Genomic DNA, 22490 nt, shown 5'->3' with positions numbered 1-22490 from the left:
CCGATGAATCCAACCGACTTGGTCCGCGCGGTGCAGGCGAACCGCGCCGGCGCCGACGAGATGTTCGCCGGCCTCAAGGCCTGTTCCTTCGACGGCATCGGCATCACGCGGGCCTCCTACAGCGAGGAGGAGAGCCGGGCGCACAAGGTGATGGCGGATTATGCCGGCCGCCTCGGCCTCGAAGTCACCACCGATCCCGCCGCCAATACCTGCATGACCCTGCCCGGCCGCGACCGGCGCGCGCCACGTATCGTCATCGGCTCGCATCTCGATTCGGTGAAGCAGGGCGGCAATTTCGACGGCGCGGCCGGCGTTGTGGCCGGGCTCTTGGCGGTCGAGGCGCTGCAGCGGGCCGGCATCACGCCTCCCTGCGACATCGCCGTGCTCGGCATCCGGGCCGAGGAAAGCGCCTGGTTCAACGTCTCCTATATCGGCTCCCGCGCCGCGCTCGGCGTGCTGAGCGTGGAGGCGATGGCGACCCAGCGGGTGGATACCGGCCGGTCGCTGTCGCGCCATATCGCGGCGGCTGGCGGCGACCCGGCCCGCATCGCCGCCGGCGATGCCTGGATGACGACCGAGAACGTGCGCGCCTTCCTGGAGCTGCATATCGAGCAGGGCCCGATCCTCGACCGCGAAGGCTTGGCCGTAGGCATCGTCACCGGCATCCCCGGAAATTTCCGCCACCCGGAGGCGCGGGTCATCGGCGAGTACGGCCATGTCGGCCTGCTGCGCGGCTACCGCCACGACGCCATGCTGGCGGCGGCCGAGCTCGCCGTCGCGCTGGACGCGACCTGGCAGGAATGGGAGCGCCAGGGGCGATCGATGGCGGTCACCATCGGCCAGTTCTTCACCGATCCCGAGCTGCACGCGCTGACCAAGGTGCCGGGCGAGCTCCGCTTCAGCCTCGACATCCGCAGCTGCGATCCGGCGGCGCTTAAGGAGCTGGAGGCGCTGTTGCACGCCAAGGCGCAGGAGATTGCCGCCCGGCGCGGCGTGCGCTTCGAATTCGGCCGCCGCACCTCGGCGGCGCCCGGCGTGATCGATCCCGGCATCCGCGGCGATTTCGAACGCATCGCTAATGCCGCCGGCATCGTGCATCGCCGTCTCGAATCGCCGGCTTCGCACGATGCGGCGGCCTTCGCGGCGGCCGGCATCCCGACCGGCATGCTGTTCGTGCGCAACGCCAATGGCAGCCACAACCCGGCGGAGGCGATGGAGATCGATGATTTCCTGATGGCGACCGGCATCCTCGCCGCCTGGCTCGCGGAGATGCAGCCGTGAACGTGTTCGAACAGCTCGGCATCCCCACCATCATCAACGCCAAGGGCACCTCGACCCGCGTCTCCGGCGGCATCCTGCCGGCGGAAGTGGCGGAGGCGATGCGCCAGGCGACGCAGGCCTGCGTCGACATGCCGACCCTGCAGGGCCGCGCCAGCGAGATCATCGCCGAGGTGACGGGGGCAGAGGCCGGCATCGTCACCGCCGGCGCGGCCGCCGGGCTGATGCTCGGCACCGCCGCCTGCATCGCCGGCCTCGATCCCTCGCTGATGAACCGCCTGCCCGACACGACGGGCCTCAAGGACGAGGTCGTCGTGGTGCGGAGCCAGCGCAATCTCTACGACCATGCGGTGCGCCAGGCCGGCGCGCGCCTGGTCGAGGTCGGCCTGGCCGACCGCTATGCCGGCGCCGGCCTGCGCGATGCCGAGGCCTGGGAGGTCGCCGATGCGATCACCGAGCGCACCGCCTGCGTGCTCCATGTGGCGAACCCGCAATCCGAGCCCTCACTCGCCGAGATGGTGGCGGTGGCGCATGCGCGCGGCGTGCCGGTGATTGTCGATGCCGCCGGGCAGCTGCCGCCGGCCGGTAACCTGCGCCGCTTCATCGCCGAGGGCGCCGATCTGGTCGCCTTCTCCGGCGGCAAGGCGATCCTGGGACCGCAGGCGAGCGGCATTCTCTGCGGCCGGCGTGATCTGGTGCAGTCGGCGGCGCTGCAGATGCTCGACCAGGACATCCTGTTCCGGCAGTGGAACCCGCCGCCCGCGCTGTTCGACAAGCGCCGCCTGAAAGGCCTGCCGCAGCACGGCATCGGCCGGCCCTGCAAGGTGGGCAAGGAGCAGGTCGTCGGCCTGCTGGTGGCGCTGCGCCGCTTCGTCGCCGAGGATCCGGCGGCGCGCCATGCCGCCTGGCTCGCCCGCCTCGCCGAGGTGCAGGACGCGCTGCGCAGCGCCAACCAGGTCCAGCTGACCCTGGTCGATGCCGGCGGCGATACCGTGCCGGTGCTCGACGCCCGGCTCGATCCGGGCGCCGGCCATGACGTGCTCGACCTGGTGATCGCGCTGCAGAACAGCATGCCGTCGGTGCATGTCGACCCGACCGCTTTACGCGCCGGCATCATCCGCTTCAACCCGATGGCGCTGCAGCCGGGCGAGGGCCGCGTCGCCGGCGCGCGTCTCGCGGCGCTGCTGGGGCGGTCAGGCTAGGGTGACGTTGGCCGACATGGCGATGGTGCCTTCCGGCGTCACCGCCCAGAGCTCGCAGGCCGTGTCGTCGGCGGGACGGCCGACCAGCGTGAACGGCGCCGTATCGAACAAGGGCGCGCGGGCGCGCATCTCGAAGCGCGCGATGCGCCGGCCCGGATTGTGATCGCGGGCGAAGTCGAGCAGGCATTGCTGCACGAACGGCCCGTGCACGATCAGGCCGGGATAGCCCTCCACCCCGGTCGCATAGGGCCGGTCGTAATGGATGCGGTGCGGGTTGAAGGTGACGGCGGAATAGCGGAACAAGGTCACCACGTCGACTTCGACAGTGCGTTGCCAGGGCGTCCCGGCGGGCGGCGCCTCGCGCTTCGGCGGCACGGTCTTGGCGCCGGCCGGCACTTCCTCGCGGAACACGCCGTGCCGCTCGTCCACCATGGCGAGGCCGTCGGGGCCGAAGATGCGCATCGTGGTGGTGGCGAAGATCAGGTTGCCGGAACTGCCAGTCCGGAGCGAGAGATCGGTCAGCTCGGTCTCGCGCCGGATCTTCTCGCCGATCCGGATCGGGGCATGGAAGGTAAGCGTCGAGCCGGCAAACATCCGGCGGGGGAAAGGCATCTTCGGCATCACGGCGTCCTCGACCGGCAGCCCGTCGAGGCCGAGTTCGCTGCGCGGCGACATCGCCCAGAAATACGCCCAGTGCCAGCCCGGCTGCATCACATCGCTGCGCTCCGGCGCATCCTGCGGCCGGCCGAAGATCAGGGCGAGCGCCGCGGCCTGGGCCGGCGCGCAGATATCGTGGTCGACCTTCTTCCGGCCGATATGGCGGCGCAGCGCATCGATATCGACGGTCACGTTCCTCTCCCATCCGGTTTATAAGCACAACGAGAATACGGATATCGCGACACATCACGCCGCGCAAACCGGTGCCACAAGCTTTCCGCAGGGCATATCTACTGGTATTTTCCGTCCTCTCAGGGGATTTGATTTCGGCATGTCATTGGACGAGACGGAGGCGCTGCTCGACAGCTTCGTCGAGACCATCCGCGCGCTGGCAAAAGATCGGTTGGACGTGCAAGTGCCCGGCCTTGGCCGCGCTGACAAACTGGGCCTGCTTGCCGAGGCGCTGGAGGCGCTGCGCCAGAACGTCGAGCGGCATCGGCAATCGGAGGCGCTGCTGGCCGAAACCGCGGCGCGGCTCCGCGTCGTGCTGGAAACCGACCCCGATGCGATCATCGTCATCGACGAACAGGGGCTGATGGAATCGTTCAGCCCCGCGGCGAAACGGTTGTTCGGCTATTCCGAGGCCGAGGTCATCGGCAAGAACGTCAAGATGCTGATGCCCTCGCCCTATCGCGATAACCACGACCGGTATCTGGAGCGCTACCGGACGACCGGCGAGCGACGCATCATCGGCATCGGCCGGGTCGTGGTCGGGCAGCGCAAGGACGGATCGACCTTCCCGATGGAGTTGTCCGTCGGCGAGGTCGCGGGAGGCCAGAGGCGGCTGTTCACCGGCTTCGTGCGCGACCTGACGGAGCGGCAGGAAGCCGAGCGCCGCCTGCACGAGATGCAGCAGGAGCTGCTGCATGTCTCGCGCCTCAGCACCATGGGCCAGATGGCCTCGACCCTGGCGCATGAGCTGAACCAGCCGCTCGCCGCCGTGAGCAATTACGTGAACGCGAGCCGGCATCTGCTGGGTACGGGCCGGCCTGAGGATCGCGACAAGATCGTCCAGCACATGGGCAAGGCGACCGAACAGATCGAGCGCGCCGGCCAGATCATCCGGCGGCTGCGCGGCTTCATCGGCGGTACCGGCGCCCAGCGCAAGCCCGAGGATCTGAATCAGACGGTGGAGGAGGCGAGCGCGCTCGCTTTGGTGGGCGCCAAGCAGCGGCAGATCAAGTTCAACCTGGACCCGGCGCCGGACCTTCCTCCTGCGCTGATCGATCGGGTTCAGATCCAGCAGGTGGTGCTGAACCTGGTCCGCAACGCGATGGAGGCGATGGAGGAGGTGACGCATCGCGAGCTGACGGTCAGCACCGCCTTGGGCACACCCGGCTGGGCGCGTGTCATCGTGCGCGATACCGGCCTTGGCCTGTCTGACGGCATACGGGAGAAGCTGTTTCAGCCCTTCGCGACCACCAAGGCGACCGGCATGGGGCTCGGGCTTTCAATCTGTCGCTCGATCATCGAGGCGCATGGCGGCGTGCTCGAGGCGGGCGGCGAGCCGGGTCCGGGCGCCACGTTTTTCTTTACCGTGCCGCTGATGGACGAGGAGGGGGAGAAGGAGGACGACGATGCCGCCTGATGCGGTCGTCTACATCGTCGATGACGACGACGCGGTACGCGATTCGCTGCACGCGCTGCTCGAATCGCGCGCCTTCCGGGTCGAGAGTTTTGCCTCCGGCGACGCCTTTCTCGCCTTGGTCCGGCTCGCGCCGGTCGGCTGCGTCGTCAGCGATATCCGCATGCCGGGCCTCGACGGCCTGCAGCTGCAATCGGCGCTGAAAGCGCGCGAGCTGCAGCTGCCGCTGATGTTCATCACCGGCCATGCCGACGTCCCGGTCGCGGTGACCGCCATGAAGGCCGGCGCCGTGGACTTCATTGAAAAGCCGTTCGAGGAGGAGACATTGCTCGCCGCGATCGACCGGGCGATCCGGCTGAGCCGCGAAGCGCAGAGCCGCGATGCCGAGACGGCCGAGATGCGGCAGCGCGTCGACGACCTGACCGCCCGCGAGCGCGAGGTGCTGGTCTGCCTGGCGCAGGGCAAGCAGAACAAGGTGATTGCGCTCGAGCTCGGCATCAGCCCGCGCACGGTGGAGATCCATCGCGCCCGGGTGCTGGAGAAGATGGCGGCGCGCAGCCTGTCCGACTTGGTGCGGGCGGCTCTCGCGGTCGGGCTCGCCTGATCCAAGCCTGAGCCGATACGGGTTCTTACGGATACCAAATCGTTACGAGTCCGCGTAAGTCCGGCGCGGGGCCAGCGTGCGCCCTTTGCCGGACGGCGGAACAGCTTGAGCGCCAGCATCTACATAGTCGATGACGACGAGGCGGTTCGCGATTCGGCGCAGATCCTGCTGGAAGCGCACGGCTATGACGTGCAGATCTTCGCGGCCGGGCCGGATTTCCTCTCCCGTTTCGACGGCCGACGGGGGGCCTGCCTGATTCTCGACATCAACATGCCCGGCATGGACGGCCTGCAGGTGCTGGACGCCGTCCGGGCGCGCTGGCCGGATCTTCCGGTCATCATGATCACCGGCCGCGGCGACAAGGCGGCCAGGGCGCAGGCGCTCGACAATGGCGCCGTTGCCTTGCTGGAGAAGCCGTTCGGCGATGTCGTGCTGATCGGCTCGATCGAGCAGGCGCTGGCACAGCAGGTGCGGTAAGGGCAACTACTTATACGTACAAGCCCGAATATTTCGCGCTATCCGCCGCTGCTATCACTGGCCATCGGCTTACCCAGGGAGATGCAGATGGCGACCTTGCAGCAGCACATTCCGGCGGTCCGCTCCGTCATCCCGATGGCCTTCCAGCCGTCGATGCTGGAGGCTCGCCGCGCCGTCGCCAAGGACACGGCGCTGGACCGGATCGCAACCACGATCCATGCCGCGCGCGGCGAGACGATCTGCCACGACGGTGACGAGGCCGAGGCCTGCTTCCGCATCGAATCCGGCTGCGTCCGGGTGTCGAAGACCTTGTCCGACGGCCGTCGCCACGTCGTCGACTTTCTCTATCCGGGGGATTTCTTCGGCTTCACGGCGACCGACGAATACGACGGCACCGCGGAAGCCATCACGCCGACGGTGCTGAAGCGCCATCCGCGCCTGCAGCTGGAAGCGGTGGCGGAGCGCGACCTCGGCGCCTGCAACCTGCTGCGCCGGGCGATCGGCGCCGGCTTCGCCAAGGCGCGGGCGCGCGGCATGCTGCTGGCGCGCCTGTCGGCCGAGGAGCGCCTGGCCGCCTTCCTGATCGGCTTCGCCGGCCGCAGCGAGAATGGCCGGCTGCTGCCGCTGCCCATGACGCGCGCGGATATCGGCGACTATCTCGGCCTGACCATCGAGACCGTCAGCCGCACCTTCACCAAGTTCCGGGCGCGCGGTTGGATCAAGCTGGTCGGTGCGCACGATGTCCAGCTGGTCGACCTCGACCGTCTGGCCGGGCTCTCCGAAGGCGCCGTGCCTCTCGCCGCCTGAGCGCCGGCGTCCGCCGCCGCCCGCCACCGATGCATTTCGTCCAGATGCACCGGCCGTCTCGCAAGCGGCCGGTGTGATGCTGTTCGGCCCGATGTGAACCAACTCACAGCGGCGCCGTCCGCCGCAGCCTAGAAGCATCGTCACGCCGATCACGTTCGGCGAAGGGTGGGACGATGGGCGACGATACCGACATATCAAGGCGAACGTGCCGCGCGATGAGCCGGGCTCATCGCCGATGCCGATCTCTCCGCCACGCCGGTCGGCGACGACCTTCCCTCTAGAGCATCGATCCCAGCAACCAGCGGCAGGCATCGGCGGCGGCGCCGTGCCTCGGCGCGCGCCAACAGGAGAACTGCGTCATGGCTATAGCGGCATTCTTCATTCCCACCAGCGGACAGCTTTCCGTGCTGGGCGATGCCCTGGACAATACAACCACGATCAGCCGCAACGCCGCGGGCCAGATCCTGGTCAATGGTGGCGCGGTCGTCGTCGCGGGCGGCACGCCGACGGTCGCCAACACCGCCAAGATCAACATTTTCGGCCAGGGCGGCGACGACAATCTGGTGGTCGACGAATCGAACGGCGCTCTGCCCGCTGTGCAGATATTCGGCGGCACCGGCAACGACACCGCAATCGGCGGCTCGGGAAACGACTTTCTGTTCGGCCAGTCCGGTAACGACCGCCTCGAAGGCAAGGGCGGCAATGATTTCCTGTTCGGCGGCGCCGATGACGACGTGCTGATCGGCGGCGACGGTAGCGATCAGATGTTCGGCGAAAGCGGCAACGACCGCTTCATCTGGAACCCCGGCGACGATACCGACCTGATGGAAGGCGGCGCGGGCATCGACACGGTGGAGGTGAATGGCGGCGGCGGCGCCGAGCAGTTCACCATCACCGCCAACGGCACGCGCGTGCGCTTCGATCGGCTGAATCCGGCGCCCTTCGCCCTCGACATCGGCACGATGGAGAACATCGTCGTCAATATGGGCGGCGGCGACGACAGCTTCAGCGCCACCGGCAATCTCGCGGCGCTGATCAAGATCACCGTCGATGGCGGCGCCGGCAACGACACCATCCTCGGCAGCAACGGCGTCGACCTGCTGATCGGCGGCGAGGGCAACGACTTCATCGACGGCCAGCAGGGCAACGACGTGGCCCTGCTCGGCGCCGGCAACGACACCTTCCAATGGGACCCGGGCGACGGCAGCGACGTGGTCGAGGGCCAGGGCGGCACCGACACCATGCTGTTCAACGGCAGCGCCGGCGCGGAAATCTTCCAGGCCTCGGCAAATGGCGGGCGGGTGTCGTTCACCCGCAATCTCGGCAACATCGTCATGGACCTGGACGATGTCGAGAAGATCGATCTCAACGCGCTCGGCAATACCGACACCATCATCGTCAACGACCTGTCCGGCACCGACGTCACGCAGGTGAATGTCAACCTGGCGGGGACGATCGGCGGCAATACGGGCGATGCGGCGGCCGATGTGGTGATCGCCAATGCAACCAATGGCAACGACATCATCGACGTGTTCGGCGCCGGCACCTCTGTCTCGGTTGTCGGACTGGCGGCGCAGATCAACGTCACCAACAGCGAAGGGGCGAACGACTCTCTGGTGATCAACGGGCTCGATGGCGACGACGGGATCACCGCGACCACCATGCCGGCAGGCGTCATCAAGCTGACGCTCGACGGCGGCGCCGGCAACGACACCATCCTCGGCAGCCAGGGCGCCGATGTGATCCTCGGCGGCAGCGGCAACGACTTCGTGTTCGGCGATAACGGCAACGACGTGGCCCTGCTGGGATCCGGCAACGACGTGTTCCAGTGGGACCCGGGCGACGGCAGCGATGTCATCGAAGGCCAGGCCGGCACCGACACCATGCTGTTCTTCGGCAGCAATGCCAGCGAGGCCATCAACCTCGTGGCCAATGGCGGGCGCGCGCTGTTCCTCCGCGACGTCGCCAACGTCACCATGGACCTGAATGACGTCGAGAACATCGAGTTCCGGGCCCTTGGCGGTGCCGACAACATCGTCATCGGCGATCTCTCCGGCACCGACGTCACCCAGATCGGCATCGATCTCCGCGGGCCCAATGGCGGCGGCGACGGCGCGGCCGACACCATCACGGCCAACGGTACCAACGGCGACGACGTGTTCGGCGTTGCCGGCGATGCCGGCGGCATCACTGTCTTCGGGCTGCAGGCCACGGTGAATGCCTTCTTCGCCGAAGTGGCGAACGACCGGCTGACCCTCAACGGGCTCGGCGGCGACGACGTGATCGACGCGACCAGCCTGGAGGCCGACGGCATCCAGCTCACCATGAACGGCGGCCTCGGTGACGACGTTCTCATCGGCGGCGAGGGCGGCGACCTGTTCACCGGCGGCGACGGCAACGACCTTGCCCTGATGGGCGCCGGCGACGACCGCTTCACCTGGAACCCCGGCGACGACAACGACACGCTCGAAGGCCAGGACGGCTTCGACACGATGGACTTCAACGGCGCCAACGTGGCGGAGAACATCACCATCTCGGCCAATGGCGGTCGGGCAATCTTCTTCCGCAACGTCGCCACTGTCACCATGGACCTGAACGACGTCGAGAGCATCGACTTCGATGCCCTCGGCGGCGCCGACAACATCGTCATGAACGACCTCACCGGCACCGATGTTACCGAGGTCAACGTCAACCTGGCGGCGTCGAACGGCCTCGGGGACGCGCAGCCGGATACGGTGACCGCGAACGCGACGAATGCCGACGACGTGATCCTGGTGGTCGGCGATGCGGGCGGGGTCAGCGTGCTGGGTCTCGCCGCGCAGCTGAACATCACCGGCGCCGAGGCGGCCAACGACCGCCTCGTCATCAACGCCGGCGACGGCGACGATGTGATCGAAGCCTCCGGGGTCGCGGTCGGCGCGATCGGCCTTACCCTCAATGGCGGCGATGGCGACGACGTGCTGATCGGCAGCGACGGCAACGATATCCTGATCGGCGGTGCCGGCCACGATGTGCTGCTCGGCGGGCTCGGCATCGACATCATCGATGGCGGCGAAGGCGATGACATCGAGATCCAGGGCTTCACCGTCGGCGAGGACCTGATCGACCTGCGCGGCAAGGATATCGGCGACTATGCCGCCCTGCTGGCTCTGGCGAAGGAGATCGGCAGCGACATCGTCATCGATTTCGACGACGGCACCAAGATGACGATCGCCGACCACTCCCTCGCCTCGCTGCAGGCCGACAGCTTCCTGATCTAGCGAACGCCGCGGCCGGCACCGGCGAGCCGGTGCCGGCCGCAGGCCAGGGGGAGAACCGGAAATGCCATCGTCTTCCGATCGGCTGCTCGGCGGCGCGCGGCGCACGGCGCGCGCCGTGCTGCTCTCGGCCTTCGCGGTCAGCGCAGGAATCAACCTGCTGATGCTGACCGGCCCGCTCTACATGCTGCAGGTCTATGACCGGGTCATCGCGGCGCGCCATCTCGACACGCTGCTCTATCTGACGCTGATGGCGGCGGCGGCGCTCGCCGTCTATGGCGTGCTGGAAGGCGTGCGCTCCGTGGTGGGCATTCGCCTCGGCGCCTGGCTGGAGCGCCGCCTGGCGGCGCCGGTCGTCGCCGCGACGGCCGGGATCGCGCAAGCATCGGGCGGCGGCCGCGGCGTGCCGGCCTTGCGCGATCTTGCCAATGTCCGCGGCATGCTCGCCGGCGGTGCGCTCTGGCCCGTGCTCGACGCGCCGTGGAGCCTGCTGTTCTACGGCGTCGTCTTCCTGATCCATCCCTGGCTCGGCTGGTGCGCCGTTGCCGGCGGTCTTCTGCTGCTCGCCGTCGCCGGCGCCAACGAGCTGGCGAGCCGGCGGCAATTGAAGGCGGCCGGCCAGAAGAGCGCCGGCGCCCTCGGCGAGGCCGATGCGGCGATCCGCAATGCCGATGCCATGCTGGCCATGGGCCTGCTGCCGAGCTTCCTCCGCCGCTGGTCGGCGGCAAGCGACGGGGCGCTGGCGCACCTCCTCTGCGCCGGCCACCGGTCGGCGCTGCTCGGCGCGGTGGCCAAGGCCGTGCGGCTCGGCCTGCAGGTGGCGACGCTGGGTCTCGGCGCCTATCTCGCCGTCCGGGCCGAGCTCAGCCCGGGCGCCATGGTGGCGGCCTCGATCATCGTCGCCCGCGCCGTCGCCCCGCTGGAGCAATCGATCGTCGCCTGGCGCTCGATCGTCACCGGGCAGGCGGCCTGGTCGCGGGTCTGCCAGCTGCTGAATGCCGCCGGCAACGGCCCGGAGCGCATGCGGCTGCCGCGTCCGGCCGGCAGGCTGACGGTCGAGCGCGCGAGTTTCGGCGCGGGCCCCGGCACGGCGCCGATCGTCCGCCAGGCTTCCTTTGCGCTGGAGCCCGGGCAGGCCCTCGCCATCCTCGGCCCCTCCGGCGCCGGCAAGACCACCTTGCTGCGACTGCTGGTCGGCAGCCTGGTGCCGCTGGCGGGGCAGGTGCGCCTCGACGGTGGCGCGGTGGCGGAGTGGGCCGAAGCCGACAAGCAGCGCCATATCGGCTACCTGCCGCAGGACGTGGAGCTGTTCAACGCCAGCGTGCGCGACAATATCGCCCGCTTTACCGACGCCTCGGACGAGGAGGTGGTGCAGGCAGCCCAGCTCGCCGGCGCGCATGAGATGATCCTTCGCCTGCCTCAGGGCTACGCCACCATCGTCGGGCCCGGCGGGGTCGCGCTCTCCGGCGGCCAGCGCCAGCGCATCGGCTTGGCGCGGGCGCTGTTCGGCGATCCGCGCCTGGTGGTGCTCGACGAACCGAACGCGCATCTCGACGCCGAAGGCGAGCAGGCGCTGCAAGCGGCGATGCGCGCCCTCAAGGAGCGCGCGGTCACCGTCGTGCTGGTGGCGCAGCGGCTCTCGGTGCTCGCCCTGGTCGATCTCGTGCTCAAGCTGCGTGACGGCCGTGTCGAGGCCTTCGGTCCGCGCGACGCCGTGCTGGCCGCGGCGGACGAACGCGGCCGCGTGCTGCGCGTGCCGGCCAATCGGATGGTTGCCGCCGGCGCCCGTGCCGCGGCAGGAGGTGAGTGATGTCCGACGAATCGAATCGGATGGAGATGCGGCGCGCGGTCGGTGTGGCACGGCCCCTGCTGCTGGCTTCGGCGACAGCGGCGGCTTTCTTCGGCGGCATGTGCGCCTGGTCGGCGCTGGCGCCACTCGAAAGCGCGGCCATCGCCCCCGGCACCGTGGTGGTCGATACCAACCGCAAGGCCGTCCAGCACCTGGAAGGGGGCGTCGTCGGCCGCCTGCTGGTGCGGGAGGGCGACGAGGTGCAGAGCGGCCAGCTTCTGGTGGCGCTCGACCAGACCATCGTGCAGTCGGCCGTCGACCGGCTGCGCGGCCAGCTCAACGCCGCGCTCGCCCTGCAGGCCCGCCTGCGGGCCGAGCGCGACGGGGCGGCGGCGATCGCCTTTCCCGTCGAGCTGACGCGAGCGGCGGGCGATCCGGCGGTGGCCGACCTGATGCATGCGGAGCAGCGCATCTTCGAGGCGCGCCGCGAGCAGATCGACGGGCAGATCCGCATTCTCGGCCAGCGCACGGCCCAGGTGCACGAGGAGTTGCGCGGTCTCGCCGACGAGATCAGGGCGCAGGACCGCCAGATCAGGCTGATCCGCGAGGAGACCGAGGACGTGGAGACCTTGATGGCCAAGGGCCTGGAGCGGCGGCCGCGCCTGCTGGCGCTGCAACGCACGGCGGCCGATATCGAAGGCCGGCGGGCGCAGAACGTCGCCCGCATCGCCCGCGGCCGGCAGCTGATCGGCGAGAACGAGATGCGCGCCCTGGACCTGAAGGCGCAGCTCTTGTCGGAGGCGACACAGAAATTGCGCGACGAGGAGGCGCGCATTCTCGACACGCGGGAGAAGATCTATGCCGCCGAGGACGTGCTCCGGCGCACCGAGATCCGCGCACCGGTCTCCGGCCGCATCCAGGGGCTGAAGGTGCATACGGTCGGCGGCGTCGTACCGCCGCGCGAGGCGATCATGGAGATCGTGCCGGCGGAGGAGCAGCTGATCGTCGAGGCGCAGATGTCGACCGGCGATATCGACCTGGTGCAGCCGGGCCTGCCAGTCGAGCTGCACTTCACCGCGTTCAACCAGCGCAGCACCCGCCCCGTCGAAGGACGCGTGCTCAAGGTGTCACCCGACCGGGTGAGCGATCCGCGCACCGGCGCGTCGTTTTATCTGCTGCGCATCGTCGTGGTAGAGCGCGCGGCGCTGCCCGCGGGGCAGGACCTCTATCCCGGCATGCCCGTGGAGGCCATGGTCCGCACCGGATCGCAGACCCTGTTCGCCTATCTGTTCCGCCCGATCAGCGACTCGATGAACCGCGCGCTGCGCGAGAACTGAATCTAGACCGGCAGGTCGAAGATCGCCGCATAGACCAGCCGCTCCTCGATGACGCGGCGGCGGCGAACGGCGCCTGCGCGGTTCTCCGGCACCGTGCGATCGGTGTAGTAGCGTTCGAATTCGCGCAGCACCAGGCGGCCCGGCTTGCCGCCGGTGCCCGGCACCGTCACCGTCGCGGTCCAGATCGGCGGGTCGAGCGTGACGATCGGCCCGGTGACGATCGGTCCGGCGACGACGGGGCCGCCGGCGACGCGGTCGCGGATGCCGACCGCCGCCTGCAGCTCCACTTCCGAAGCAAGCCGGACGGCGCTGCCGGCGCGGGGCTGCACCACGCGGGTCGCCGCGGCGGCAACGAACGGTTCGGCGAAGATGCCGCCGGGATTGGTGCCGCTGTCGCCCTCGCCGACGATGGCATTGCCGAGCGTCGCCGTGTCGCTCCAGGCGAGGTCGCTGTCGATTGCCGGGTCGCGGGTCTGCAGCACCAGCTCGACCCGGTTGCGCCCGGTCTCGTGCGCGCCCTGGATGAAGGAGATGTCCTGATATTCGGAATCGACCGGGAACTTCATCGGCCCGAAATGCGGCACGGCGCCGTGCAGGGTGATGCCGGTCGCGGCGCCCTGGCGCTTCAGCACGGCGCGCCGGCGCGGCAGCACCTGGGCGAACTCCGCCAGCACCACCTTGGAGACCTTGGCGTTCGGCAGCGCGTTCGGCTGATAGCGCACCAGGGCCAGCCTCACGAACGGCATGTACGTGGTGCCCGGATCGAGCTCGATATCGCAATACCAGAGCTTGCGGCCAGCATCCCAGTGCACGCGATGCCCGACCACCTGGACCAAGGGATCGTTCGGCCGCTCCTGCAGCGGAACCGCCTCGGCCCGCACGCGCGCCGCGAAATCGGCGATGCTGGTCTTCGATTTCGGCAGCGCGGTGTCCCACAGCGGGTCCAGGCCCCATTGCGTGACCAGCGCCTGCATATGTGGCGGCACGTCGGTAAAGCGCGCGCCGTCGCCGAACAGGACGACGCCGAGCAGCTCGCCATCCCCGGAGCTGAACCACGGCCGATCGAGCCAGACGCGCAGGCCGTTGCCGAAGCGTGTGACCTGGCGCGTATCGGCGCTGTCGCTCCGCTGCCAGCGGAAGGTCGGCACGATGTAGAGCACGCGCGGATCGTCCGGCGGCGCGGTCGCCCGCACCAGGGTCTGTTCCTCGCCGCCGGTCGGATCGGTCAGCACCGGCGCGCCGGGATCGTCCTCGGCGCCGAATTTCACCCGCTCGCCGAGCGCGACGGGGCCGAGCCGGGTGACCAGGTCCCGTTGCGCATAGAGGGCGCGCGACAGGTACTCGCGGAACCGCGTCGTCGCCCGCACGCGGTAATGCACCAGGCGGAAGCGGGTATCGCCGAAATCGTGCCGGTCGCCGCGGGCGCGCTGGCGCTCCTGGTTGAAGCCCTGCGGATTGTCGTCGTCGGCGATGCGCGAGGCCTCGACGGCAGCGCCCAGGTTGAACTCGTTGACATGGTTCTCGGCGAGCTGGATCTCGCCGAGCTGGCCCTTATGCGGGATGCGCTCGGGCGCGTCCTTGTCCAGGTCGTCGGTCCACTCGTGCCAGTCGGCCTCGATCTCGAACTTGCCGGTCGATGGCCCGTGCAGGCGCACGATGCGGCAGAACAGGTCGGTGTGATGTGCCCCGATCTCGCGCGGCGCCGACAGGAACAGCAGTTCCGGCAGGCAGATAGGCTGCTGCGTCGTATGCACCAGGGTGAGGTGGCGGAACGGCGTCAGCATCCAGCTCGCGCCCATCACCGCCATGCCCATGACGAATTCGCGCTCGGCATCGTTCTGGGTCCAGTGCGGCACGCCGAAGGTCTTGATCAGCGCCGGATGGGCGAAGCTCGAATAGACCAGGCGCACGATGCGCCCCTTGGCGACGAACAGCGTCAGTGTGCGTGCGTCCTCGTCCCAGACCGGTGCGCCGGCGTCAGTGAAGGTCTCGGCGCAGGGCAGATCAACCAGCGCCGCCTGGCGCTCGGCCAGGATCAGGCGGAAGCCTTGCGATTTCGGCCAGTCGTTCCGGTGCGAGACCAGCAGCACCAGTTCCTGGTTCGGCGCGAAGCGGATCACGCAGCTCGGCCCCAGCACCATCTCGCCGGCGACACCGGGGATGGCATGGCCCGGCGCGGCGCGTAGCGCGATGCCACCGGCGGCGGCATCCGGCAGATAGGGCGTCTCGATCAGCTCCTCGCGGTGGATGACGTATTGCCCGCCGCGCAGCCGGTCGCCGACCGGGTTGTCCGGCGCCGGCAGGGCCGGCGGCACCGCCGCCGTGGTCGCGACCTCGGTGAGGGAGGCCGGCGTCACCAGCTCGACCTGCGCGCCCGGCGTCGGATCGTAAAGCGTCCCCGCCTCGCGCGCCGCGATGGCATAGCCGTCCTTGATGGTCAGCGGATCGGCGAAGAAGGGATCGAACATGCCGTGGCCCTCGCATTGCTGCTGCGAGGATTTCGGCGGCACCAGGTGGCGTTCGTTCTCCGGCGGATATTCGAAATCCTGCGAAGCCGGCAGGGCGATGGCGGCGGCGAAATCCGCCGTCGCCGGATAGTTCGCGGTGTCGGCGTCGTAATTGCTGCGGATCACCAGGCGCTCGAGCGATTCGCCCTCGCTCAGCCGTCCGCGCTGCACCATGGCCGGCGGGTCGACCGGCTCGAATCGCCAATAGCCGACCGCATCGCTCGCCTGCTCCAGATCGCCCAAGGTTGGGTCGTCCTTCGACAGGCTGTTGCCGGCGAGATCGACCACGCGCGCCCGGAACCGATAGAGCTGGCCGAAGCGCAGCCGCGGCAAGGTTCCCTTCAGCGCCTTGAACTCGACGGCGAGGCCATTGCCGTTCGCCGCCTCGTCCTTCACCTGGGTCGGTTCCTCGGCTTGCAGCTGGGTGTCGTCGACCGGCTTCGCGCGCAGCACCAGGCCGGGCCTCGGCGTGCACAGGCTCCAGCCGGTCCAGCGGAACAGCGATTCGTGCAGGTAGTGGTCGTCGGGGTCGACATTGGCGCTCGCCGTGCTGGAGGTCGAGGCGCCGGAGACATAGCCCTCGTCCGGCGGCAGGCTCAGGATCTCGTTCGCCTCGATCAGGCGGTAATTGCCGGCCCGGGCGCAGAGCGTCAGCCACTTGCCGGGCGCGGCGGGGTCCGGCACCGGCGCGACGTCGATGCGATAGCCGCGCAGCACGTCCTCGGCGAAGAACACGACGTTGCCGCCATTGCCCTGATCCACCACGTGGTTCTTCAGCGCGGCGGCGGCGGCATCCTGCGCCACCTGGGTCGCCCGGCCGTGCTTCGACACGCCGAGCCCGCCGGAGCGCAAGGCGGCCACCGGCTGCTTGTCGCCGGTCGTATAGGTCACCTCGCCGTCGATCTGGCGCAGGCTCAGGCTCTTGGCGACCAGGTTCTGCGCCGACAAGGTGAAGCCGACGGTCTTCAGCGAGGCGCCGTCCGGATCGACCTGATAGATGTCGAACAGGCCGGGCTTGTCCTTGCCCTTCACGCCCCAGCCGTCGTCGGATTGTTCCAGCCGCAGCAGGCCACGGTCGAACTCGTTGCGGCGCGGGCGGGTGAAGAATCGCTCCTTGTCGGCGGTCCAGGCGGTGCGCGGCGTGGTGTCGTCGGCCGGGTTGTGGTTGCTGGCCCAGCCGATCTGCAGCGAGATCAGGCCTTTGCCGGTGCCGCCGCCGGCCGCGACCTTGGCGTCGATCGGTCCGTCATCCTCCAGCGCGCAATCGACGATCAGGCCGAGCGCGCGCAGCAGCAGCGGATAGTCCGCATAGGATGCGACGGTGCGGTGGAAGTCGTAGTCCGGCACTTTCGGCGGCGCCGGGATGTCCTGATACGATGGGCGCCGCATCTTGCGCTGCGCGTCGCTCGGCGGCTCGCGGCGGTAGAACCGGTCGGCCTGGTAGAAGGCGTATTCGTCGGCGCCGGCGAACTGGCTCATCAGGCCGGCATCGGGCCCGCCGCCCGCCGGGTCGTGCCAATCCGCCGGCAATACGCGCAGCACGGCATCGCCGGCCTGGGGCGGCGAGCCCGCTTCCGGCGCATCGATCGCGGGAACCGGCACGCGATAAAGTCCCTCGGCGGCGAAGACCTGGCGCTTGAGCCGGCCTTCGATCGAGTCCCGCGCATCGTCGTTGAAGAAGCGCGAGAAGCCGGGCAGCGCCACCTCCACGCTGCGGTCGCCGAAATTGAACTTCTGCGTGCGCGTGCCCAGCGCGCCCAGCATGCCCTTCAGGTCGGGATGTGCGTTGCGCCAGGGCAGCAAGGTCGGGTGGTTCGCGGTCGATTGCACCGCCAGCCGGCCGTAATGCCGACGCAGGAAGCCGAGCACGTTGCGCACCTGGAAGCTGCGCAGGTTGACCTTGCTCATATCCTTGAACTGGAAGCCGGCGACCGGCGTGTCGGCATCGAACAGCTTGCCCCACAATGTGGAATCGCCGCCGTTGAGTGGAATCAGGCCGACAGTGACGGGACCCAGCACCAGGCGGAACTTCGCCGCGGCGAGCGTCGCCGGCCAGTCGAGGAATTCCGGAAAGGCCTTCAGCACCTGCTCGTCGGCGGCCTGCGGCGTCAGCCGCGGCGACACCACCACGCTGACCCGGCGCCGGCCCTTCATCGGGCCTTCCTCGACCCGTCCGTGCGGCAGCACCGTCCAGAGGATTGTCTGCTTGGCCATGGTCTGCGCCCCCCTTAGGCGAATGCCTCGCAGTGTTCGCGCCACGCGTAGTCGGTGTTCGCGTCGATCAATGCCAGCTCGTCATCCAGCGGCAGCTCCGGCTGGAAGCCCAGCATCTGCCGCAGGCTCGGATCGCCGTTGGCGCCGGCGAACTTGCGCTCGCAGGTGACGGTGACGCTGCCGGAGAAGATGAAGACCGAAATCTCGATGGTCAGGCTCGCCTTGCCGACGCACTTGCCGCTCTCGAACTCGAAGCGCAGCTCCAGATAGAGCTCGAGCGAGGCGGTGATGATGCCGAGCACGTCGACATGGCCGCCCAGCCGGAAATAGCCGGTCAGCGAGGCGGCATCCTGCTCCATACGGAAATAGAGGCCGGCCATCACATAGACGCCGCCGGATGCCACGCCCAGGTCGATCGAGATCGAGGCGCCGAACTCGAACGAGGCTTCCAGGATCTGCACGCCGTGCGGATCGATGGTGACGCCGAAGAAGCCGCCGCCGCCGAACATGTAGACGGTGAGGCAGAACGGCTGCTCGCGGGTGCAGAAGTTGAAGCGGACGCTGAGCGGCTGGCCGATGAAGGGAATGGTGAAGCCGGCGCCGAGGCTGAGATTGGTCAGGCTCATCACGCCGACGGTGATGCCCGGCAGCGCAATGTTGAAGCCGGCATCGATGCCCTGCGGCGAGATGTCGAGGAAGGGCGGGTCGCTGAACCCGTCGAGCGGGATCAGGTCGCGCAAGGTCTCGACGAAGGAAAGCGGGCCGACGAACTTGATGTCGCTCAGCAGCACGTCGACATCCATCTTCGCCGCGCTGTCGACGGTGAATTCGATCTTCTCGAAGTTCAGCTCCATGAAGCTCGCCGGCGCGATCAGGATCAGGTCGAAATGCTTCAGCCCGCAGGTGACGTTGATCTTCGGCGTCGAGCCGCCGGTCTTCTTCACCTTGGCCTCGACCGCGACCAGGAAGCCGCGCTTGTCGTTGGCGCGGAAGATCGGGTCTTCCGAGTGGCTGACGCCGGGCAGCCACCAATTGTCGATCTGCGGATTCCAGTCGAAGCGGATGGTCAGCTCCTCGCCGGTCAGCATCTCGACCAGCTGCAGCAGGTCGGCGACGCCGCCCAGCACCTGCTCCACCGCGCTCATCGCCTCGACGATCGCCTTGCGCGGCGCGCCGTCGAGCAGCTTGATCCCGCCGACCGTCGTCTTCAGCGGGCCGATGGCGTTGGCGACGGCCTCGACACGCGTCTGCAAGGCGCCGGGATCGGAGAACAGGGTGCCGATCTGGTCCGGCTGGCCGACGATGGCGTCCAGCGCGTCGAACAGCGCCTTGCCTTGCGTGACCAGGGTCGGGAAGGCCTGCAGGTCGGCCAGGAAGCCATCCAGGCCTTGCGCGAAGCTCAGGATCGATTGGCGCAGGCCCGAAGGCAGTGTCGCGCCGCCGACATTGGCGTTGGCAGCGTTCTTCAGGTCCGCCACGCGGGCGCGCGCCTGGGTGATCGAGGCCGGCAGCTGGCCGAGCGCGGGCAACGCCGGCGCGCCGTCGATCGCCGCGTCGATCAGCGGCTGCACCTTGGCGATGACGTCGTTCAGCGCTGCGGTCAGCTGGTTCGCCGCCGCTTGCACCGGCGCCATCTGCGCCGCCGCATAGGCCTGCCCCTGCTGCAGCAGATCGGTCAGCGTCGCCTTGAACGCCGCCATGGCGGCATCGGCGATGCTGCCGGGCTTGGCGGCGAGATCGATGACGAAGCCGTAGAGCCGCGCCAGGCCATTGATGAAGCTCTCGACCTGGTTCGCCGCCTCGCTGCCGAATTTCGGGATCTTGTCCGGTGCGTCCACCAGGTCGACGACCGCCTTGATCAGCTCGCCGAGCGGGATGCAGCCGAACAGCAGCGGCAGCGGCAAATCGCTGATCGAGGTGGGGAAGCCGCCGCCATCCGGCACCGTGCCGGCGATGAACTGGCCGACATCGCCCATGACCGGGCCGGCGAAGCGCGACAGCGCGTTCGGCTTCATATTCGGCTGCACATAGCCGCCGGAGCGGTCGCCCTGGGCGGAGAAGTCGAGCGTCGCCATGCCCGATTCGTTCGCCACGTCGACGAAGACCTGGCCCTTGTTCGTGTCGAAGCCGTGCTTCAGGTAATGCGCGTTCCAGAGCAGCTTGTTCGATTTCGCGCTGCCGGTCAGATGCGCCAGCGCGCCGATGCGGGCGCGTGTCTCGCGAATCTTGGGGAAGAAGACCGGCCGCGACAGGTCGTCGCTGATGTTCCGCAGGAATGTATTGTTCTGCTCCGCCTCGCCGCCGAAGATGATGTTCTCCACCTGCACCGAGGTGTCGCCGGGCTTCAGGCTGGTCGCCAGGGCGACGCGCTGCTGCTTGATGCCGGCGATGTTCTTGCCGCCGCCGGCGTCGAATGCGTTGCGAGCCGCGATCGCGTTGGTCTCGGCGGCGGCGAATTGCGGCTCCAGCTTCTTGGTCGTGGGATTGAAGCTGCGCGGGCAGGCCAGCGTGTTGTCCATGAAGATCATGGGCAGGTCGAAGGCGATGCGGTGCCCGTCGAGATCGGTGGCGACGCACTGGAACTTGAACGGCTGGCCGCCGACATGCGGCCAGAACATCAGCTGGCCGAAATTGTCAATCTTGGACGGCCCGACATTCGGCTGGTCCAGGTTGGGCGTCACCTGGGTGAGGATGCGCACGCTCGAGAACGGGAACTGGCGGATGTAGAAGACGTTGCCCGCCATGTCGCGAATGTTCTGGTAGCGCGGGTCGTCGAACATCCGCTCGCGCTCGCGCACGATTATGAACAGGCGCTGGCGCAGATAGGCGGGGTTGCCGGGCTTCTGCTCGGTCGTCGCCTTGCCGTTGTGGAACTTGCGCTCGCTCACCTTGACCAACGAGACGCGGTGGCCGAACGGGTACAGGAAGCCGCGATAGACGATACGCACGTAGTGGTCGCGCGCCATGCTGGCGCGGTGCACCCATTCCTCGACCGACAGGCCCGGCGGGTCCCAGACGCCGCGCGAATCGAGCCAGGCGCCGAGCGAGGACAGCATCATCAGGTCGGTGTTGACCGCATTCGGCGAATAGCCCGAGACCGAGAAGTTCGAGGACAGATGGGCGATCTGGAAGCGGTCGAAATCGTCCATCGGCATGCGGAACGGGCTGGTGCTCGGCGGCGGCAGATCCGCCGACGGGTCCGGCCAGGCGCTCTGCATGTTCCTGGTCGAGCTCTCGCCGGTCAGCGCCCAGATTGCCCGCACCGTGCGCTGCGGGTCGGGATAGGGCGGCTCGATCACCTCACCCTTGCTGTTCGGCGCGACCAGCCGGGAATGCCAGAGCTCGGTCCGTCCCGTCGCCGGCGAGGTGGCGGGCGCTGATGCATGATGCCAGCGCTCGTCGGCATGCGGCGACAGGATCAGCCGCCAGGGGAACTCGATCGATGTCGCGGTCGAAGCGGGCAAGGCCGGCCGCGGCGGATTCGGCCTTATGCTCAGATCCGGAATGCGCCCCACCTGAACGGCGAATGCCCTGGTCGCCGGCCCCGCCGTGAACTGCCGCATGCGCAGGGTCGCGCTGTCGCCCTGGATCGCGCCGATCTGCACGCTGCGCGCGGCGAAGCTCGAAAGCGCCGCGCGTTGCTGCGGCTTCAGCGCCTTCACCGCGCTGACATTGAACAGATCGCTGACCTGCACGACCGAGATGGTCGGCCCTGGTAGACGTGCATTGGCCGCGACGCTGAGCGCCAACGTGCGGCAGGCCTCCAGCACGCCTTCCAAGGTGTAGGGAATGTCGAACCCGTCCGGCACCTGGAAGGCGACGCGCGATTCGCCGGCGATGCGGGCGCGGATCGGCGGCACCCGCGGGTCCTCGGTGCCGCCCGGCGGATCGGGCTTGGCCGGCTCGTCGGGGCGCTGCGGCGGCGGGTTGCTCACCGCCGGCGGCGCCGCCTCGAAGAAGGTCTCCTCGGTGATCGCCTGCGGCGGGAAATGCAGGATCAGGAAGGCGCTGCCGCTGCCGGCCTTGACCAGGCGCGGCGGCGTGCCCGGCACGATGTTCAGGTTGCGCCGCTCCACCCGGAGCGCCAGCAGATCGTCCGGCCGCACCACGGCTGTGCCCGGCCGCCCGGCCTCGAACAGGTTGCCGGTGAAGTCCAGCACCGGGATGGCGATGATCGGGCCGTCGGTAATCGGGCCCGCGACGATGGGCCCGGTGACGGTCGGGCCAGTGACGATCGGGCCAGTGACGATCGTGCCTCGGTCGAGCGGCCCGGCGGTGACGCCGCCGACCGCAGCGACGGCGCTGACCCGATCGGTGGCGGCGACCACGGTTGCCGCGGCCGTGCGGGTTGTCGCCGCCGCCGGCTTCGCCGTCGCCGCTTTGGCCGCCGCCGCACGCGCGGCCGGGGCTTTCGCCGCCGTCTTGGCGTTCCGCGATGCGGTCTTGCCGGATTTCCCCGCGGCCGACTCGCCGCCCTTCTTCCCCTTGGTGGCCATGGCATTCCCCCTTGGCATGTCGCCAAGCAAGAGGGCCGGGGGAGGCGGCCAAGATTTCCGCTACAATTTCATGGCGAAATTACTTCGGAGTCGAAAAACATCTTCGTCGCTTCGGCGAAAATAATAAAATCCTGGCGCCAATCTTGCGATGCTGCCTGATGGTCGAGATCGGGAATACCCTATATGGGGTAGATGCCGGATTGTAATTACCTGTACCGTC

At 68.7% G+C, this 22490-nt stretch carries 12 protein-coding genes; 9 read left to right on the top strand and 3 right to left on the bottom strand.

The features are described 5' to 3' along the window. Positions 1–3 precede the first annotated feature (3 nt). A complete protein-coding gene (locus DT074_RS07185) occupies positions 4–1281 on the top strand; it encodes a Zn-dependent hydrolase (RefSeq protein WP_119419151.1) in 1278 nt (425 codons plus the stop codon). Next, on the top strand, positions 1278–2480 hold the full coding sequence (locus tag DT074_RS07180; protein ID WP_119419150.1) for an aminotransferase class V-fold PLP-dependent enzyme: 1203 nt from the start codon (positions 1278–1280) through the stop codon (positions 2478–2480). The genes DT074_RS07185 and DT074_RS07180 overlap by 4 nt, the downstream gene beginning before the upstream one ends. On the opposite strand, the gene DT074_RS07175 is transcribed toward DT074_RS07180, so the two are convergent. After that, positions 2472–3329: an HTD2 family dehydratase gene (locus DT074_RS07175; RefSeq protein WP_119419149.1), complete on the bottom strand. Its 858-nt coding sequence runs from the start codon at positions 3327–3329 to the stop codon at positions 2472–2474. The two genes, DT074_RS07180 and DT074_RS07175, sit on opposite strands and share 9 nt — an antisense overlap. A gap of 139 nt (positions 3330–3468) precedes the next feature. On the opposite strand from DT074_RS07175, the gene DT074_RS07170 reads away from it, so the two are divergent. From DT074_RS07170 to DT074_RS07140, 7 genes are all read left to right on the top strand, one after another. Continuing rightward, positions 3469–4785 carry a sensor histidine kinase gene (locus DT074_RS07170; RefSeq protein WP_119419148.1) on the top strand — a complete coding sequence of 439 codons (1317 nt, stop codon included), beginning with the start codon at positions 3469–3471 and terminating at the stop codon, positions 4783–4785. Next, a complete protein-coding gene (gene fixJ, locus DT074_RS07165; protein WP_119419147.1) occupies positions 4775–5386 on the top strand; it encodes a response regulator FixJ in 612 nt (203 codons plus the stop codon). The genes DT074_RS07170 and fixJ overlap by 11 nt, the downstream gene beginning before the upstream one ends. 105 nt (positions 5387–5491) lie before the next feature. Next, the gene (locus tag DT074_RS07160) at positions 5492–5863 is read left to right on the top strand and encodes a response regulator transcription factor (protein WP_162914695.1); all 372 of its coding nucleotides are present in this window, start codon (positions 5492–5494) and stop codon (positions 5861–5863) included. 87 nt (positions 5864–5950) lie between these two features. After that, complete coding sequence (locus DT074_RS07155; protein WP_162914694.1) at positions 5951–6670, top strand: helix-turn-helix domain-containing protein; 720 nt, start codon at positions 5951–5953, stop codon at positions 6668–6670. 359 nt (positions 6671–7029) lie between these two features. Continuing rightward, on the top strand, positions 7030–9930 hold the full coding sequence (locus DT074_RS07150) for a beta strand repeat-containing protein (RefSeq protein WP_119419144.1): 2901 nt from the start codon (positions 7030–7032) through the stop codon (positions 9928–9930). A 61-nt stretch (positions 9931–9991) separates the two neighbouring features. Beyond that, on the top strand, positions 9992–11737 hold the full coding sequence (locus tag DT074_RS07145) for a type I secretion system permease/ATPase (RefSeq protein WP_119419143.1): 1746 nt from the start codon (positions 9992–9994) through the stop codon (positions 11735–11737). After that, positions 11737–13053, top strand: a complete 1317-nt coding sequence (locus DT074_RS07140; protein WP_119419142.1) for an HlyD family type I secretion periplasmic adaptor subunit — start codon at positions 11737–11739, stop codon at positions 13051–13053. The genes DT074_RS07145 and DT074_RS07140 overlap by 1 nt, the downstream gene beginning before the upstream one ends. A 2-nt stretch (positions 13054–13055) precedes the next feature. Here the strand turns inward: DT074_RS07140 and DT074_RS07135 are convergent, their stop codons facing one another. Continuing rightward, entirely contained in the window at positions 13056–17774 is a 4719-nt protein-coding gene (locus DT074_RS07135) for a hypothetical protein (protein WP_119419141.1), read from the bottom strand. A 14-nt stretch (positions 17775–17788) separates the two neighbouring features. Further along, positions 17789–22270, bottom strand: a complete 4482-nt coding sequence (locus DT074_RS07130) for a hypothetical protein (protein ID WP_368744510.1) — start codon at positions 22268–22270, stop codon at positions 17789–17791. Between the last annotated feature and the right edge of the window lie 220 nt (positions 22271–22490).

Origin of the sequence: Desertibaculum subflavum (genome assembly GCA_003576705.1) — a bacterium.
Lineage (GTDB): Bacteria > Pseudomonadota > Alphaproteobacteria > Ferrovibrionales > Ferrovibrionaceae > Desertibaculum > Desertibaculum subflavum.
This window is presented reverse-complemented; position numbering and strand designations above follow the sequence as displayed.